The sequence below is a fragment of the Microterricola pindariensis genome (genome assembly GCF_002936985.1).
GTDB classification, from domain to species: domain Bacteria; phylum Actinomycetota; class Actinomycetes; order Actinomycetales; family Microbacteriaceae; genus Microterricola; species Microterricola pindariensis.
Map to the genome: position 1 here is coordinate 1 of NZ_MPZN01000062.1, position 17319 is coordinate 17319.

A 17319-nucleotide genomic window follows, 5' to 3' on the forward strand; every position below is an offset into this window, starting at 1 on the left:
GGGCCGTATCGAGACCCGGTTTCCAGCGAGAAACCGAGCCCCGCACGAGGTCTCGATACGCTCGTTCCTCGCTACTCGACCAACGGATCGGGCTGGCGGCGGAGGCTAGGCGAGCGGCTCCAGCCGCACCTCGTGCAGCACGGCGCCGGAGAGGTCGCGCATGGTCAGCACCAGCTCGCCGGCGTCCGCCACGCCCTCGACCCAGGTCGCCGCCTCCTTCGAGCGGGCACTGGCATCCGGGCCGCCGCTGACGAGCTGGGCGTAGCCGAACTCGTCGCTCGGCGGGATCGAGGCCGTCTCGTGCATGTGCCCGGACACCACGATCTGGGCGCCCCACGCGCTGAGCGCGCCGTCCCACTCGTCGCGGCTCATCTTGCTGAAGCTGTCGTAGCCGCCGTGCTCGTAGTCGACCTCGTGCTCGTCCACCCAGCGCAGCGGGATGTGGCAGAACACCACCCGGTAGGGGGCGTCGCGGATCTCGGGGCGGGCGGTCGCCTCGCGCAGCCATTCCGCCTGCTCGGCGCGGAGCGCCTCGAACGCGACCCGGCCCTTGAAGCTCGGATGCCCGTCGGGCTTGTCCTCGCCGGTGTGCAGCACGATGCCGGCGACCGGGCCCACGCGGAACGCCGTGTACGGCCGCCCCTCCGGCGTGGCCACGTACTCCTGCAGCTGGTAGGCCCAGGTTCCGCGCACGTCGTGGTTGCCGAGCGAGATCGTGAGCGGGCGGCCGCGGCTCACATCGCAGCCGGCCGGGTCCAGCACCGTGTCGACGAAGGTCGACGGGTGCTTCCAGTCGTTGCAGAGGTCGCCGTTCCAGATCAGCATGTCGACCTCTGGCGTCGCGGCGTGCAGCGCCCGCAGGGTCTTCTTGTGGCGGTGCGTGTCGTTCCACACGGCGAAGTGCGCGCTGCCCGCCGCCGGGTCGAGCGTGCGCACGGTCTTCCACTCGCTCTCGTGGCGCTCGGCCCCGCCCTTCACGCCCCTGCCGGTGACGGCCTCGGTCACGGCGCGCACGCGCACCTCGGCGCCGGCCGGCATCCCGTTCAGTCGCACCCGCAGCACCCGGTCGCTCTGCGGAACCATGCCGAAGGCGTCGGAGTACGCCACGCCTGCCTCCTCGCCCGTGGACCACTCCACCCGCCCGCGGCTCAGCCGGCTGACGCCCCAGACCACCTCGAAGCCGTCGGATCGGGGCGCCATGATGACGGCCGGGCTGGTCACGAGAGGTTTCTTCATCGCGTCTCCTCGCTGAGTTCAGGGGTGCCGGGCACGGGGGCGTCCAGCTCTAGCACGAAGCGGAACCGCAGGTCGTCGTCGAACCACATGGTGAAGTTCGTCCCCCAGACATTGTTGTGCAGGTTGACGTGGAATCCGTCGCCCGGCTCCGGCACGGCGTTGTCGTAGTGCAGCAGCCGGGGCTCGCCGACGGCCACGAGGGCCGCGTCCAGCGGGCGCAGGCTGAAGCCGGCCGGGCGCGCGGCGCTGGGGTCGCTGGCCCGGTGGTTCACCGCGCTCACCGCGTGCAGGCTGCGGTTGCCGTTCCGCACGACATCCTGCGGGTCGACCGCCGTGCCCAGCTTGTCGAGCCGCCAGGCGCCGGGGTCGGTGCGCGGCCGGAAGCTCAGCCAGCTGGCCTCCGGCAGCCGGGAGGCGTCCTTGCCCACGAGGTCGAGGGTGATCTGGATCGGGCCGGGCCGGTGCGGGAAGCGGTAGGACAGACGGATGTCGCGCGCGCCGCCCCAGAGCTCGCTCGCCGCGGTCGGCAGCTCGAGGCGCAGCGTCACCGTGGTGGCCGCCTCCTCGTCCAGCCGCGCCGCCCCGACGCAGCGGGGCGTGAACACTCTGGCCGGCAGCGTCTCGGCGATGGCGAGGCCGGGCTTGGACTGGTCGGGGATCGACCAGAACCCGTTCTCGGCGATGTTGCGGCAGTACTCGTCCATCCAGAGCCGCTCGTCGCGCTCGTCAAAGGTCTGGTAGCGGTAGGCGGCGAGCGGGTGCTCCGGCCCCGCCCACTCGGTTCCCTGCGCGTCGATGAGCGAGATCAGCGCCCCGTCGCCTCCGAAGCGGACCTGGTAGGCCCCGACGCCGTGCGCGGCGGCCGCGTCGATCTCGACCTCGCTCCACGCGGTGCCCGGCCAATCATCGCCGTCGGGGCGGCAACGCTCCAACGCCGCCGCCGCCTGGGCGCGGCGCTTCGGAGTGAGGGCCGCGAGCGCGCGGTCGATGTGGGCCCGCTGCTCGGCCCACGATCCCTCGAAGGCCGAGTAGCTGAGCCCCTCAGGGCGCGGGTGCTCGGTGTACGCCCAGGCGTAGAGCTCGAACTCGGCCGGGTTCAGGCCCGTGTCGATCCGGTCGGCAGCGCGGGCCCGTGTGAAGTCGGCCTTCTCGTAGTTGACGTAATCGGGCAGATAGGTCTTCAGATCCTGCCCCCAGGTGTGCTCGGGCACGAGCAGCAGGCCGTCGCTGAAGGCGTCGCACTCCGGCGTGCCCGGCACGAGCTCGCCGGACGCGACCCACTTGCTGCGCAGGCGCATCAGCTCGCGCAGCCGGGCGGTGAGCACCGGGTCACTGCCGACGCCGTGGATCCAGGAGTCGCCGATCTCCTGCTCGAGCACCGGCAGGCTCGCCCGCACCGCGAGAACGGCCGCCGCGAAGGCGTCCAGCGTCGAGGCGATGATCCGGGCGCCGGGGTATGCGGCGGCGAGCCCGGCGAAGAGCTCCTCGACGTCCTCCGCGGAGGGCGGCCCAAAGTTGTCCCCGGTGTGCGCCAGGTGCAGGGCATCCTCGCCGCCGGGCACCAAGGCCACGCCGAACTCGGTGTCGGCGCCGTAGCTCTGCGCGTAGTTGACGACGACCTCGCTCCCGTCTGGCGCCCGCCAGACGAAGAACTCCGGCACCTCGGGCACGGCGGAGGCCCCGTTGACGCCGAGGTGCAGGTATTCCAGGCCGGCGCGCTGCAGGAACGGGACGAGGCCGATCGTGTGGCCGGGGACATCCGTCATCTTGGCCGCGATGGTGTGCTGCCCGAAGCGGGCGTCGAGCGCGCGCCCGATGGAGATGCCGTGCTCGAGCAGGCCGGCGTCCATCGACTCGGTGTGCGTCGTCATGGGCAGGCCGTGCCAGCGCACCTGCCCGGCCTGGATGGCGGCCTCCAGCGCGGCGCGCTCCTCTGCACTGCCGAGCCGCAGGGCCTCGTGGATCAGCCACGAGCCCGTCGTCCAGATGAAGCGGGCTGCTCCCCCGCGGCGTTCGAGCTCTGCCGACAGTTCGATCGCGCGCGGCAGGAACTCGTGCACGTAGCGGTCGGTGACGTTCCTCGCCGTGTCGGTGAAACCCAAGTCCAAGTGGGTTTTGAAGATAACGTGGACGGTTGAGACCACCCGCGGCTCCTTTGCTCAAGCGGATCTGAAAATTCTGTTTGCGTAAACATGAAGCTACCCCTTACAGTCATGTCAACGCAAACATTCACGAAGGAGTGAGGCGAATGACGAAGCCGTCACACGCACCGAGAGGCAGCGTGACCCCCGCATGACGACGGGCACGCTCAACACCGAATTGGTCGTAACCGGCCGGCCGAAGGCTGGCTCGACGCTGAAGCCACGCACCACGCACCGCCGGCGCGACTGGTCTGGCTGGATCTTCGTCGGCCCCTTCATGGCCGTGTTCGTGCTGGTCCTGATCGCCCCGCTCGTCTACGCGATCTACCTCAGCCTGTTCCGCGAGACCCTGGTCGGCGGCAACTCTTTCGTCGGCCTGGAGAACTACGCCCAGGCGCTGACCGACTCGAAGTTCTGGGACGGCCTGCTGCGGGTCACCATCTTCCTGTTCGTGCAGGTGCCGATCATGCTGGGGCTCTCGCTCTTCGTGGCGCTCGCCCTCGACAGCATGCGGCTGCGCTGGGTCTCGCTGTTCCGGCTCTCGATCTTCCTGCCGTACGCCGTTCCGGGCGTCGTGGCGGTGATGATCTGGGGCTACATGTACGGATCACAGTTCGGCCTGATCGCCGACCTCAACGATCTGCTCGGCTTCAAGCTGCCAGAGCCGCTCTCGAACAGCTTCCTGATGGTGGCCATCGGCAACATCGTCACGTGGGAGTTCGTCGGCTACAACATGCTGATCTTCTACTCCGGGCTCAAGGCGATTCCGCAGGAACTCTATGAGGCGGCGGAGATCGACGGCGCCGGTCCGTTCCGCACCATCTTCAGCATCAAGCTCCCCGGCATCCGCGGGCCGCTCATCATCGCGACGCTGTTCTCGATCATCGGCAGCTTCCAGCTGTTCAACGAGCCCCAGATGCTCCGCGCGATCGCCCCGAACCTGATCACCAGCTACTTCACCCCGAACATCTACGCCTTCAACCTCTCGTTCTCCGGCTCCATGTTCAACTACGCCGCGGCGATCGCCATCCTCTCCGGCATCATCACGATGGTCTTCGCCTTCATCGCGCAGAACCCGGAGGGCTTCACGTTCAAGAAGAAGAAGTCCATGAGCACAGTGGAGGAGCAGGCATGAGCGCCGCAGAATCGGTGACCCGCTCTGGCACGGCGCCGAGCCGGCTGGCAAGCGGCCAGGTTGCCCCAGCCGCGCGCACCCCGAAGCGCAAGCCCGGCGGGTCGCGGCACCAGCGGGCGTCCGTCACGCTGACCGTGCTGATGACGGCAATGCTGTTGTACTGCGTCGTGCCGCTGTTCTGGCTGATCGCCAACGCGAGCAAAACGCGGGACAAGCTGTACAACTCGTTCTCGCTCTGGTTCGCAGGCGACTTCGCGCTGTTCGACAACATCGGCAAGGTCCTGACCTACAACGACGGCATCTTCGTGCGCTGGTTCGGCAACACGATCATGTACGTCGTGGTCGGGGCCGGAGGGGCGACGCTGCTGGCCACGCTGGCCGGGTACGGGCTCGCGAAGTACCGCTTCCCCGGGCGCAGGCTCGTGCTCGCCGTCATCCTGGGCGCCATCGCCGTTCCCATGACCGCACTCGCGGTGCCGCAGTTCCTGCTGTTCAGCAAGCTGCAGCTGACCAACACCCCGTGGTCCGTGATCATCCCGTCGATGGTGAGCGCCTTCGGCCTCTATCTGGTCTGGGTCTATGCGGCCGAGGCGATTCCCGACGAGCTGCTCGAGGCCGCCCGGCTCGACGGCGCGAGCGAGCTGCGCATCTTCTTCTCCATCTCGCTGCGTCAGCTCGCACCGGCGCTGATCACGGTGCTGATGTTCACGGTTGTCGCAACCTGGAACAACTACTTCCTGCCGTTGATCATGTTGAGCGACCAGCAGTGGTACCCGCTCACGGTCGGCCTCAGCCAGTGGGCCTCGGCCTCCAGCTCGATCGGCGCCGAGGCGATCCCCGAGCTCGTCATCACGGCGTCGCTTCTCACCGTCGTCCCGATCGCCGGCGCCTTCCTCTACCTGCAGCGCTACTGGCAGTCCGGCCTGTCGGCCGGCGCCGTGAAGTAGCGCAGGCGGCCCCAGCTTTTTCACCCCCACACGCACCACCCTCCACACCACGAAAGGAAACACAATGAAGAACTCCCACAGCAACTGGATGAGGATGGGTGCCGTGCTCGGCGCGAGCGCCCTTCTCCTCGGAACGATGGCCGGCTGCGCCGCAGACAGCGGATCGGGCGCGCCGGAGGACGTCGACGCGGCCCTCCAGGAAGAGACGACGCTGACCTGGTGGACCTGGGGCGACGACACCCAGGAGATGGCGGACGCCTTCACCAAGGAGAACCCGAAGATCAAGATCGAGGTTGTCAAGATGGACAACCCCGACGCCGTCGTCACCAAGCTGCAGAACGCGGTCAAGGCGGGCACCGGCGCCCCCGACCTCGTTCCGGCCGAGTACCAGACCATCCCGCAGCTCACCATGGGCGGCGCACTCGCCGACATGAGCGAGTTCGGCATCGACGAATTCGCAGGCGACTTCACCGAGTCCACCTGGAACGCGATGAACTTCCAGGGCAAGCAGACCGGCATCCCGATGGACTCCGGCCCCATGGTCATGATCTACAACCAGGAGCTCTTCAACGCCGCCGGCATCACCGCAGCCCCGACTACGTGGGACGAGTACGCGGCCGCATCCGCGGCCATCAACGCATACGACCCAGAGGCCTACATCGCCAACAGCGGCGACGCCGGCTTCATGACCAGCATGTTCTGGGCATCGGGCGGCACGCCGTTCAGCGTTGACGGCGAGAACGTCACGATCGACCTGCAGGATGCCGGCACCAAGAAGTTCGCCGACTACTGGGGCACGCTGCTCACCGCCAACCAGCTCTCCCCGGTCTCGACCTGGTCGGACGAGTGGAGCAAGGCCCTGGAGCAGGGCAAGCTCGGCTCGCTGCTGATGGGCTCGTGGATGATCTCCGGCATGGACGACTACAGCCACGGCAACTGGCGCGTCGCCCAGATCCCCTCGTGGGACGGCAAGCCCGCCTCGGCTCAGAACGGCGGAAGCGGCCTGGCCGTGACCGAGCAGAGCAAGCACAAGGCCGCCGCTGCCGCGGTGCTCGAGTTCATGGCGACCGGAACCGGCCGCGACATCCAGAACACCAAGGGCTTCCCGGGCACCACGGCCATCATGGACGACCCGGCCTGGCTCGACGTCGAGTTCGCCACCTACGACGGCCAGAAGGCCAACGTCGAGGGCAAGACCGCTTCGGAGAACGTCATTGACGGATGGCAGTACCTGCCGTTCCAGGGCTACGCGAACAACATCTTCGGCGACACAGTCGGCAAGGTGCTTGGCGAGAAGGGCGACATCAACGCCGGCCTCGTCGCGTGGCAGTCCGACCTCGTCGAGTACGGCAACGCGCAGGGCTTCACCGTCAACAAGTAGCCGGCGCGAAGACACACGCACCACCGCACCACTGCACCACACGCGGGGGTCTGCTGCTCAGCAGGCCCCCGTGCTCATTCACCCCCTTCCTCCTCTCCATAGATCAGGATCGCCATGCCCTCCTTCGCCATCGGTGCCACCGACTTCCTTCTCGATGGCGCGCCGTTCCGAGTTCTCTCCGGCGCGCTGCACTACTTCCGTGTGCACCCCGAGCACTGGGCCGACCGCATCCACAAGGCCAGGCTGATGGGCCTCAACACGATCGAGACCTATGTTCCGTGGAACGAGCACTCCCCCACCCGCGGCGAGTTCCTCACCACCCCGCAGCTCGACCTCGCCCGCTTCCTCGACCTCGTGCACGCTGAGGGCATGCACGCGATCGTGCGCCCCGGGCCATACATCTGCGCCGAGTGGACCGACGGCGGCCTGCCCGACTGGCTGACGGCCGATCCGTCGATGGTGATTCGCACGAACGACCCGGCCTACATGGCGGCCGTCACCGAGTACCTGCGCGCGGTGTACGCGATCGTGGGCCCGCGCCAGGTTCAGCACGGCGGCCCCGTCATTCTGGTGCAGATCGAGAACGAGTACGGCGCCTACGCCGCAGACAAGGACTACCTGCGCGGCCTGACCGCGCAGACCCGCGCCAGCGGCATCGAGGTGCCGCTGACGACCGTCGACCAGCCGAGCGACCAGATGCTCGCCGACGGCGGCCTCGACGAACTGCACAAGACCGGCTCGTTCGGTTCCCGGGCGAGCGAGCGCCTCGCCACCCTGCGCCGGCATCAGCCAACGGGACCGCTGATGTGCTCGGAATTCTGGTGCGGCTGGTTCGACGCCTGGGGCGCACCGCACCGCACGACCTCCGCCGCCGATGCGGCCCGCGAGCTCGACGCGCTGCTCGCCGCCGGGGCATCCGTGAACATCTACATGTTCCACGGCGGCACCAACTTCGGTTTCACCTCCGGCGCCGATGACAAGGGCACCTACCGGCCGACGATCACCTCGTACGACTACGACGCCCCCCTGGCCGAGGACGGCACACCCACCGAGAAGTTCTGGCGGTTCCGCGAGGTGCTCGCCAAGTACGGCGAGGTGCCGGAGGAGGCCCCGGCCGAGCGCACCGATACCGCGGCCTTCGAGGTGCACCTGGACCGCTGCGTGCCGCTGCGGCACGCGAACCTCGTGGCGCCGTCGACGTTCGAGGCATTGCCGGATGCCACGGCCCTCGGCGCGGCCCGCGGCTTCTCGGTCTACTCGACGCAACTCGAGCACGGCGGCCTGCTCGCCTTCACCGAGGTGCGCGACCGTGCGCAGCTGTTCCTGAACCGCGCTCCCATCGGCGTCCTGAACCGCGACCACCACGATCGCGTCTTCGCGCTGCCCCCCGAGGCGACGGGCGAGCTCACCCTGCTGGTGGAGCACATGGGCGGAGTGAACTACGGGCACCGTATCGGCGAGCCGAAGGGCCTGATCGGCCCGGCCACGCTCGACGGCGAGCCGCTCACCGGTTGGGTGGCCGGACCGGTGGCGCTGGAGGAGAAGGGCCGGCTCAGCCCCGTGGTCGAGGCGGCCCTAGAGGCGGCGGATGACTGCGCCCCCGGGCCGCTCAGCGGCCCGGCGTTCGCGCGCGGCACCTTCGAGCTGGAATCCGCCGAGCTCGGCGACCTGCACCTGGACACCAACGGCTGGGGCAAGGGCGTCGCCTGGCTGAATGGGTTCAACCTCGGCCGCTACTGGAGCCGCGGCCCGCAGCGCACCCTCTACGTTCCCGCGCCGGTGCTGCGCGCAGGCAGGAATGAGATCGTCATCTTCGAGACCGCCGGAGCGGTGAGCGCCACCGCGCGTTTCGTCGCCCGCCCCGATCTCGGATCTGACGAGGCCTAGCGCCGTGCGGCACCGAGACTCCGTGCCGCGGCGTTCAGCCCGCGCGAACCGGGCCGGTGCTGTCGCGCACGATCAGTCGCGTCTGCACCAGGATCTTCTGCTGCTCGTCGGCCTCGCCGTCGATGAGTGCCAGCAGCAGGCTGGTGGCCTGGCGCCCGACCTCGTCGAGGTTCTGGTGCACGGTGCTGAGCGCCGGCCAGAACTCGGCGGCGCCCTCGACGTCGTCGAAGCCGATCACGCTGATGTCCTGCGGCACGCGGAGGCCGCGCTCGTGCACGGCGTGCATGATGCCGAGGGCCATGTGGTCGTTGGCCGCGAAGACCGCGGTCGGCAGGTGCTCGGCGTCCAGCAGCTGCCGGCCCAGCTCCAGGCCGGATGCGGCCGACCAGTCGCCGGAGTGCACCTCCAGGGCCGGCAGGCCGCGCTCGGCCATGATGCGGCGGTACGCCTCGGCACGACGTGTCGCCGAGTAGGACGAGGCCGGGCCGGAGATGTGCACGATGTCGCGGTGGCCGAGCTCGAACAGGTGCTGCAGCGCGATGCTCACGCCCTGTTCCTGGTCGGTGTCGACGATCGTGTACGGCAGGTTCGCGTCGGAGTCGATGATGACCAGCGGCAGCCCGGCGGTCATGGTGAGCTCGTCCAGCGCGCCGACCTCGGCCGACATGACGAGGATGATGCCGTCGACGGCCTGCTCCTCGAGCCGGCCGAAGGCGCCGACGACGTCCAGCTGGGTGGGGTCGGCAACCGGCAGCAGCGTCGTCGTGTAGCCGGCCGCCTCGGAGGCCTCGGCGACGGCGCTCAGAGTGCGCTCGTTGCCGAAGGTGGCGAGGTTGAACGTCACGAAGCCGATGCTGCGGAACCGGCCGGCCTTGAGATTGCGTGCGGCGCTGTTCGGCCGGTAGTTGAGCTCGGCCATGGCCGCGAGCACCCGCTCGCGGGTGGCCGGCCGCACGTTGTTCATGCGATTCGCAACACGCGAAACCGTCTGCGCAGACACCCCGGCACGGCGTGCGACATCATTGATCGATGCGCGCTCCCGCTGGGGCGCGGAGAGCTCCGTAGCAGTCTGTGATTCCAGCGTCATGATTACGCAAACACTACCTGAGAGGACCTCTACATGGCCACCCCACCCGCACCCGGAGTTGCGCCCAGCGTCACAATCGGCGTCTCGCTCCGTGCCGCCGGCACCGCGCTCGTGCTCGACCTCAGCGACGGGCAGCTCCCCGCCGTCGTGCATTGGGGCGCCGACTGCGGGCCGCTCAACACCGCGAGCTTCACCGCGCTGCGAGATGCCGGCATCCTGCCGGTCGCTCCCAGCGAGCCCGACGCCCCGGTGCGTGTGTCGCTGCTGCCGGAGCACGGTGCGGGCTGGTTCGGCCGGCCGGGGGTGAGCGGCTCCCGCGCCGGCAGGGCCTGGTCGCCGCGCTGGCGCACCACCGGGCTGGCCCTGGATGGAGCGGCGCTCACCGTTGCGCCAGACAGCGCGCCGGACACCGCGCCGGATGCCGCGCCCGCCGGCAGCGTCGTCACCCACGGCGCGGGCGTGCTCGTCGTCACGGCCGAGGACTCTGCTTCCGAACTCGCGCTGGAGCTCACCATCGAGCTCACCGCCGCGGGGGTGGTGCGCGCCAGGGCGGTGATCGAGAACCGCGGCGCTGAGGTCTACCAGCTCGACGAACTGCTGCTCTGCCTGCCCACCCCGGCCAGCGCCACCGAGGTGCTCGACTTCGCCGGCCGCTGGGGCAAGGAGCGTTCGCCACAGCGGCACGAGATGACGGTCGGCAGTCACCGCCGCGAGGGCCGCCGCGGCCGCACCGGGCTGGACTCCGCGATGATCCTGCACGCCGGCACCCCCGGCTTCGGGTTCGCCGGCGGCGAGGTCTGGGGCCTCCACACGGCGTGGTCCGGCAACCACGTGCACCAGGTGGAGCGTGTGTTGAGCGGCGCACAGCTGCTCGGCGGCGGCGAGCTGCTGCTGCCCGGCGAGGTGCGCCTGGACTGGGGCGAGAACTACCAGAGCCCCTGGGTCTATGGCATCTACGGCGATGGCCTGGACGACGCGGCCCGCCGGATTCATCGCGAGCTCCGCGCCCGGCCGCAGCACCCGGCATCCGCCCGCCCGGTCACCTTGAACACGTGGGAGGCCGTCTACTTCGACCATGACCTCGACACCCTGCTCGAGCTCGCCGACGTGGCGGCCGAGGTCGGCATCGAGCGTTTCGTGCTCGACGACGGCTGGTTCGGCGGGCGCCGCACCGACAAGGCCGGCCTCGGCGACTGGTTCGTCTCGCCCGACGCCTGGCCGAACGGGCTGCACCCGCTCGTCGACCACGTGCGCGGCCTCGGCATGCAGTTCGGGCTCTGGTTCGAGCCGGAGATGGTCAACGTCGACTCCGAGCTAGCCCGCGCCCACCCCGAGTGGATCATGGCCACCGGGGAGCGGCTGCCGATCGAGGCGCGCAATCAGCAGGCCCTGAACCTCGCCATCCCGGAGTGCTACGCCCACATCCTCGGCGCGATGTGCGCCATCCTCGACGAGTACGACATCGGCTACATCAAGTGGGACCACAACCGCGACATGGTGGATGCCGCGACCCGCGCCGACGGCCGCCCCGGCGTGCACGCGCAGACGCTGGCCTTCTACCGCCTCGTCGCCGAGCTGAAGTCGCGCTATCCCGGGCTCGAGATCGAGTCCTGCTCCTCCGGCGGCGGGCGGATCGATCTGGGCGCGCTGGAGAACACCGATCGCGTCTGGGTCTCCGACAACAACGACCCGCTGGAACGCCAGCAGATCAACCGCTGGACCGGGCAACTCGTGCCCCCGGAGATGATGGGCGCCCACATCGCCGCCTCCGGCCCGTCGCACACGACGGGGCGCATCCACTCGCTGCCATTCCGGGCGCTCACCGCCCTGTTCGGCCACCTCGGTGTCGAGTGGGACCTCCGCCAGGCCAGCGGTGAGGAGAAGGCCGAGCTGGCCGAGTGGATCGGGGTGCACAAGGAGCTGCGCGCGCTGCTGCACAGCGGTGACATCGTGCGACTGGACCACCCGGACCCGCACGTCAGCGTGCACGGCGTCATCGCCGCCGACCGCTCCGCCGCAGTGTTCTCGCTGGCGTCGCTGGGCGCGTCAGCGGTGTCCAATCCGGGCCGCATCCGCTTCCCAGGGCTCGACCCGGATGCCGTCTACCTGGTTGATCCGCTGCCGATCGGCACGACGCTGCACCACCTGTTCCCTGCGCCGTGGTGGGCGGACGCGCCGCTGGAGCTGAGCGGTGCAGCGCTCGGCCGGGTCGGGCTCGCCGCCCCGCTGATGCGCCCGGAGCAGGGCGTGCTGTTCCGGGTCACCCGCGTCGGCTGACCCGGCCCGCCCGCAGCCGGTTCGCGGATGCGGGCGGCCTGGCCGTAGCCAGTTCGCGGATGCGGGCCCGGGAACGCCCCGAAAGCAGCGGTTTTCGGGGCATTTCGGCGCCCGCATCCGCGAACTGGCTACGGGGCGCGGCGGGGAACTCAGCTCGCGACGGCGGGGGCCGCGGGCTGCCGCTTCAGCCAGACCACCAGCAGCATCACGGCGGCGACGAGGGCGAGCGCGATGCCGGCCGCCCCGACCGCCCACTGGATGCCGATCCACGCGCCGAGCACGCCGATCGTCACGCCGCTGCCGGCCCGCAGGCCCATGCTGGCCATGCCATAGAGCCCGATCACCCGGCCGCGCTCTTCCGGTGGCGCCTCCAGTTGCACGATCGTCTGCGCCGTCGACGACGACACCAGGTTCACGACGCCGCCGACGAGCAGGGCGAGCAGCGAGAGCAGGTAGCTCTGCGAGAGAGCGAAGACGACGATGACGAGGCCATAGGACAGCGTCGCGAGCACCGCCACCCGCACCGTCGGCCGGAACCGGCGCGACGACTCCAGCAGCACGCCGCCGAGCACCGCCCCGGCCGCCGTGGCCGCCATCAGCAGGCTGTAGGCGGCGCCGGCGTTCGCCCCGCCGAGCTGTTCGGCGAAGTCGGGCATGAGCGGGGCCAGCGCGACCCCGATCAGCAGCGAGGTCGAACCGGAGAGCACGATCATGCTCATGATCGGCACGTTGTGCCGCACCCGGGCGATCTCGGCGAAGGCCTCGCCGAGGCGCAGCCGCACCTTCGGGGCCGCCGCCACCCGGGTGTGGCCGGTGAACGGCATCCGGATCAGCACGATCACCATCGGCAGGAAGCAGAGCACGTTGAGGAACATGCCGAGGTTCGGGCCGACGGTCAGCAGCAGGGTCGCGCCGACGAGCGGGCCGAGCAGCATGCCGACGTTGCGCCCGGTGGAGTTCAGCCGCACCGCACTCGGAAGTTCCCTCGGGCCGACGATGTCGTAGAGCATCATCTGGTCGGCCGGGTGCCAGATGGCGCTGGCCAGGCCGTGGATCACGAGCAGCACGCAGCAGTGCCAGGGCTCGAGGATGCCGGCGACGAAGAGCACGCCCCAGCCGAGGGAGGCCGTGATGAACGCCGCCTGCGCGATCTGGATGATGCGGCGGCAGTCGTACTTGTCGGCCAGCCCGCCGAACCAGACCGAGAGGAAGAGGTGCGGCAGCCAGTGGCTGACGACGGCGAAGCCGGCCAGCAGCGGCGAGTGGAACAACTGCCACATCACCCAGTAGCTGATGACGTGCTCGATGTTGTCGCCCATCATGGCGACGGTTCCGCTCAGGATGAAGCGGCGGGCGTGCGGATGCCGGAACGCGGCGAAGCGGGCCTTCTGCTCGCCGGCCGGCAGCAATGTTTCGGCGGTGTCGGGTGCCGTGGAATCCGTCATCATTGCCGCCCTTCTCCGCTGCGCCGCAGTGGCACTACCCCAGTTGGCTTCGGTCGCAGGCTCCCTCGAGCCAACGAAGTCACGTTGGCTCGAGGGCCTTGCGACCACTCTCACGTTGGCTCGAGGGAGCGCCAGCGACCACTCTCACGTTGGCTCGAGGGAGCGCCAGCGACCGAAGCCAGGCTACGCGAAACCGTTCGAGGCGGTTACGCGGTCGTGTCGAGTCCTCGGGGCTTCCTGGGTTCGGGCTGCCGCCTTTCGCCTGACGGCGAATTGATCCACTGGATCAATTCGACGTTAGGCGCCCTTCAGGCGCTCGGCCAGGTACACGTACAGCGTGTCGAGCGGCACGCGCTCCTGCTGCATGGTGTCGCGGTCGCGCACGGTGACGGCACGGTCGTCGAGCGAGTCGAAGTCGACCGTGATGCAGAACGGGGTGCCGATCTCGTCCTGGCGGCGGTAGCGGCGGCCGATGGCGCCGGCGTCGTCGAAGTCGATGTTCCAGCTCTGGCGCAGCTCGGCGGCCAGCTCGCGGGCCATCGGCGAGAGGCGCTCGTTGCGCGACAGCGGCAGGATGGCGGCCTTGATCGGCGCGAGGCGCGGGTCGAGCTTGAGCACGGTGCGGGTGTCGACGCCGCCCTTCGCGTTCGGCACCTCCTCCTCGTGGTACGCGTCGACCAGGAACGCCATCAGCGAGCGGGTGAGGCCGGCCGCGGGCTCGATCACGTACGGCGTCCAGCGCTCGTTCTTGGTCTGGTCGAAGAAGGAGAGGTCCTTGCCGGACTTCTCGGAGTGCGTCTTCAGGTCGAAGTCGGTGCGGTTGGCGATGCCCTCGAGCTCGCCGAACTCGCTGCCGGTGAAGCCGAAGCGGTACTCGATGTCGACGGTGCGCTTGGAGTAGTGGCTGAGCTTCTCCTGCGGGTGCTCGAAGAAGCGCAAGTTCTCCGGGTCGATGCCGAGACCGGTGTACCAGCTCATGCGCTGCTCCATCCAGTACTCCTGCCACTCCTCATCGGTGCCGGGCTCGACGAAGAACTCCATCTCCATCTGCTCGAACTCGCGGGTGCGGAAGATGAAGTTTCCGGGTGTGATCTCGTTGCGGAAGCTCTTGCCGATCTGGCCGATTCCGAACGGCGGCTTCAGACGCGAGGCCTGCAGCACGTTGGCGAAGTTCACGAAGATGCCCTGGGCCGTCTCTGGGCGCAGGTAGTGCATGCCGGACTCGTCGTCGACCGGGCCGAGGAAGGTCTTCAGCAGGCCGGAGAAGGCGCGCGGCTCGGTCCAGGTGTGGCGGTTGCCGCAATTCGGGCAGGCGATGTCGTCGAGGCCGTTCTCGGGCGCGCGGCCCTTCTTCTCCTCGTACTCCTCTTCCAGGTGGTCGGCGCGGAAGCGCTTGTGGCAGCTCTGGCACTCGACCAGCGGGTCGCTGAAGACCTCGACGTGGCCCGATGCCTCCCACACCTGCTTGGGCAGGATGACGCTGGAGTCGAGGCCCACGACGTCCTCGCGGCTCTGCACCATGAAGCGCCACCACTGGCGCTTGATGTTCTCCTTGAGCTCGGTGCCGAGCGGCCCGTAGTCCCAGGCCGAACGCGAACCTCCGTAGATCTCACCAGCCTGGAAAACGAATCCGCGGTGGCGGGCGAGGGCAATGACGGCGTCGAGACGGCTGGGTGCGGCCATGGTGGCTCCAATGGGGCGTGATCAGGGCTCAAAGGCCCGAGCGAACAGTCCGTCCAGTTTAGCCGCGCGCCGCTGGGTGCCGAATCGGACAGCCCCACACGATGCGGCTGCTTGAATGGGACGGTGACTTCCCCGCTGGATCCCGCCGCCCTGCCCGACATCCACGTGGCCGCCGTCGCCCTGATCCGCGACCGCCGGGTGCTCATGGTGACCGCCAGGGGGCGCGACGTCTTCTTCATGCCGGGCGGCAAGATCGACCCGGGCGAGACGGTGCGGGATGCCGCGGCGCGCGAGGCCCGCGAGGAGGTCTCGATCGAGCTGCCGACGAGCGCGCTCAGCGAGCTGTTCGTGGTGACCACGCAGGCACACGGCGAGCCGGAGGGTCGGCTCGTGCGGATGCACGTGTTCGGGGTGGACGCCGCCGTCGCGGCATCCGTCAGCCCGGAGCCGTCGGCCGAGGTGAGCGCCCTGCACTGGGTGACCGCGGCGGCGGTCGACCGCTGCCCGCCGGCCGGCGCCGACGTGCTGCAGCGGCTGGCCGCCCTCGGCCTGATCGACTGATCCCGGCCCGCCGCTAGGCCCAGCCCGCCGGTTGATCCTGTCGAAACCCGTCACCCATCGGTCGCGGTCCAGAGGATTCCTGGGATTGGGCTGCCGCCTTTCGCGACGCTGCGCGTCGCGCTCAGTGCACGTACTCCAGCAGGTCCAGGCCGACCTGGCGCATGCCGTCGAGCACCTCGAGGCGGGCGGCGAGCGCGGTGTCGGCGAACTGCATCGACACCATGTAGCTGACGCCGGCGCGCGGGCCGCGCAGCACGCCCACCTCGCTGCGGATGCCGGCGGCGGTGCCCGTCATGTTCACCAGCAGCAGGCCGTGGTCGCTCGCGCGGTGCGCGAGCGGCACCAGACCGAAGGCGCTGGCGACCATGGAGAGGTCGGAGTGCAGCGAGAGCCAGCCGACGACCCGCTGCGAGACTTCCGGGCTGACGACCTCGCCGCGGGCGAGCGCGGTGAACAGGGCGGCGAGCTCGCCGGCCGAGCCGACCGAGAGCTGCGGGGCGTCATCCGGCCCGCGCTGGTCGCGCACGATGTCCAACAGCGCGGTGCGGCTGAGCCCGAGCGACTCGGCCCGGGTGCGCACGGCGTCGAGGCCGACGACCCGCAACAGCACGTTGCTGGCCAGGTTGTCGCCGGATGCCCCCACCAGTGCGGCCAGGTCGGCGACCGGCAGCGACGGCGCCTGCAGGTGCTGCCACAGACCCTCCGCGCCGACGGCGTCGCCGGCCACGCGGTCCAGGATCGCCAGCCCGCCGGCCATCGCCGGCTCGAACTCGGGGTCGCTCATCTGGGCGGCGACCTCGATGAGCAGCAGCACCTTGCCGATGCCGGCGGTGGGCACAGAGACGTGGTCGTCGACGGAGAAGAGCACACGCCCGGTGGCGAGGTCGCTGGCGCGGGCCGTCAGCTGCACGCCGTTGACGGCGAGATCGGCGAGTGCCGAGAAGCCGCGGCCGAAGTTGTCGTTCGCCTCGCCGCCCTGGTGCCGGCCCCGATCGAGCGCAGCCTGGCGCACGCGGCGTTCAGACTGCGGGGCAGGGCTGGTCAAGCGGCATCCTTCAGCTTGTATGGGCGGAGTGTCTCTGCGATTCGCCCGGCTCCCCTGGCCCGGCGGAAGTGTCGCCCGAAACAGGCACTGTCGCGGGTCTTCACAGAGTGTAGCTGCCGAGGCTGAAAGCGCTGCGCTCCGCGCCCCACGTTGGCTCGAGGGAGCGCCAGCGACCGAGGCCAACACCGACGCAGCCCGCTCCCCACCCGCCGGTCGGGTAGGCCCGCCAGGGCCGTATCGAGACCCGGTTCCCGGCGGGAAACCATCACTCGTGCGGGGTCTCGACACGCTCGTTCCTCGCTACTCGACCAGCGAGACCGGGCCGGACCAGGGAGCGCCAGCGACCGAAGCCAACACCCGGTCACGTTGACTCCCGGGCTTCGGGTGCTGCGCTGCTCCTCCGTCGCGGCGCGGCACCCTCCAGCCGACGTGCAGAGGGCGCGGCACCCTCCAGCCGACGTGCAGAGGGCGCGGCACCCTCCAGCCGACGTGAA

General features: G+C 69.7%; 12 protein-coding genes. 6 read left to right on the forward strand and 6 right to left on the reverse strand.

From position 1 onward, the window contains the following. Positions 1–105 precede the first annotated feature (105 nt). Both GY24_RS14260 and GY24_RS14265 read right to left on the reverse strand, forming a co-directional pair. Entirely contained in the window at positions 106–1236 is a 1131-nt protein-coding gene (locus GY24_RS14260; RefSeq protein ID WP_104476882.1) for a metallophosphoesterase family protein, read from the reverse strand. Further along, positions 1233–3380, reverse strand: a complete 2148-nt coding sequence (locus tag GY24_RS14265) for a DUF5054 domain-containing protein (protein WP_133161209.1) — start codon at positions 3378–3380, stop codon at positions 1233–1235. The genes GY24_RS14260 and GY24_RS14265 overlap by 4 nt, the downstream gene beginning before the upstream one ends. Before the next feature lie 148 nt (positions 3381–3528). Here GY24_RS14265 and GY24_RS14270 point away from each other — a divergent pair, with 148 nt between their 5' ends. From GY24_RS14270 to GY24_RS14285, 4 genes are all read left to right on the forward strand, one after another. Further along, on the forward strand, positions 3529–4512 hold the full coding sequence (locus tag GY24_RS14270; protein WP_104476886.1) for a carbohydrate ABC transporter permease: 984 nt from the start codon (positions 3529–3531) through the stop codon (positions 4510–4512). Next, positions 4509–5459, forward strand: coding sequence for a carbohydrate ABC transporter permease (locus tag GY24_RS14275; RefSeq protein ID WP_104476888.1), 951 nt, complete (start codon positions 4509–4511; stop codon positions 5457–5459). The genes GY24_RS14270 and GY24_RS14275 overlap by 4 nt, the downstream gene beginning before the upstream one ends. A gap of 64 nt (positions 5460–5523) precedes the next feature. Then, complete coding sequence (locus GY24_RS14280; protein ID WP_104476890.1) at positions 5524–6840, forward strand: ABC transporter substrate-binding protein; 1317 nt, start codon at positions 5524–5526, stop codon at positions 6838–6840. 114 nt (positions 6841–6954) lie between these two features. Continuing rightward, positions 6955–8727 (forward strand): glycoside hydrolase family 35 protein, encoded by a 1773-nt coding sequence (locus tag GY24_RS14285; RefSeq protein ID WP_104476892.1) that lies wholly within the window; start codon positions 6955–6957, stop codon positions 8725–8727. A 34-nt stretch (positions 8728–8761) separates the two neighbouring features. Here GY24_RS14285 and GY24_RS14290 read toward each other — a convergent pair whose 3' ends face one another. After that, positions 8762–9814 carry a LacI family DNA-binding transcriptional regulator gene (locus GY24_RS14290; RefSeq protein ID WP_104476894.1) on the reverse strand — a complete coding sequence of 351 codons (1053 nt, stop codon included), beginning with the start codon at positions 9812–9814 and terminating at the stop codon, positions 8762–8764. 33 nt (positions 9815–9847) lie between these two features. On the opposite strand from GY24_RS14290, the gene GY24_RS14295 reads away from it, so the two are divergent. Continuing rightward, complete coding sequence (locus GY24_RS14295; RefSeq protein ID WP_104476897.1) at positions 9848–12091, forward strand: alpha-galactosidase; 2244 nt, start codon at positions 9848–9850, stop codon at positions 12089–12091. 149 nt (positions 12092–12240) lie between these two features. On the opposite strand, the gene GY24_RS14300 is transcribed toward GY24_RS14295, so the two are convergent. Beyond that, positions 12241–13539, reverse strand: a complete 1299-nt coding sequence (locus tag GY24_RS14300) for an MFS transporter (protein ID WP_202972956.1) — start codon at positions 13537–13539, stop codon at positions 12241–12243. Between the two features lie 294 nt (positions 13540–13833). Then, a complete protein-coding gene (locus tag GY24_RS14305) occupies positions 13834–15219 on the reverse strand; it encodes a glycine--tRNA ligase (protein WP_104476899.1) in 1386 nt (461 codons plus the stop codon). 123 nt (positions 15220–15342) lie between these two features. On the opposite strand from GY24_RS14305, the gene GY24_RS14310 reads away from it, so the two are divergent. Continuing rightward, positions 15343–15780 (forward strand): NUDIX hydrolase, encoded by a 438-nt coding sequence (locus GY24_RS14310; protein WP_233279380.1) that lies wholly within the window; start codon positions 15343–15345, stop codon positions 15778–15780. Between the two features lie 121 nt (positions 15781–15901). On the opposite strand, the gene GY24_RS14315 is transcribed toward GY24_RS14310, so the two are convergent. Further along, positions 15902–16825, reverse strand: a complete 924-nt coding sequence (locus GY24_RS14315) for a serine hydrolase (RefSeq protein ID WP_104476901.1) — start codon at positions 16823–16825, stop codon at positions 15902–15904. Positions 16826–17319: the final 494 nt, after the last annotated feature.

Coding starts and splice junctions, on each gene's coding strand:
- GY24_RS14305 (WP_104476899.1), bottom strand. CDS start 15,219: ATGGCCGCACCCAGCCGTCTCGACGCCGTCATTGCCCTCGCCCGCCAC.
- GY24_RS14260 (WP_104476882.1), bottom strand. CDS start 1,236: ATGAAGAAACCTCTCGTGACCAGCCCGGCCGTCATCATGGCGCCCCGA.
- GY24_RS14290 (WP_104476894.1), bottom strand. CDS start 9,814: ATGACGCTGGAATCACAGACTGCTACGGAGCTCTCCGCGCCCCAGCGG.
- GY24_RS14300 (WP_202972956.1), bottom strand. CDS start 13,539: ATGATGACGGATTCCACGGCACCCGACACCGCCGAAACATTGCTGCCG.
- GY24_RS14270 (WP_104476886.1), top strand. CDS start 3,529: ATGACGACGGGCACGCTCAACACCGAATTGGTCGTAACCGGCCGGCCG.
- GY24_RS14275 (WP_104476888.1), top strand. CDS start 4,509: ATGAGCGCCGCAGAATCGGTGACCCGCTCTGGCACGGCGCCGAGCCGG.
- GY24_RS14280 (WP_104476890.1), top strand. CDS start 5,524: ATGAAGAACTCCCACAGCAACTGGATGAGGATGGGTGCCGTGCTCGGC.
- GY24_RS14285 (WP_104476892.1), top strand. CDS start 6,955: ATGCCCTCCTTCGCCATCGGTGCCACCGACTTCCTTCTCGATGGCGCG.
- GY24_RS14295 (WP_104476897.1), top strand. CDS start 9,848: ATGGCCACCCCACCCGCACCCGGAGTTGCGCCCAGCGTCACAATCGGC.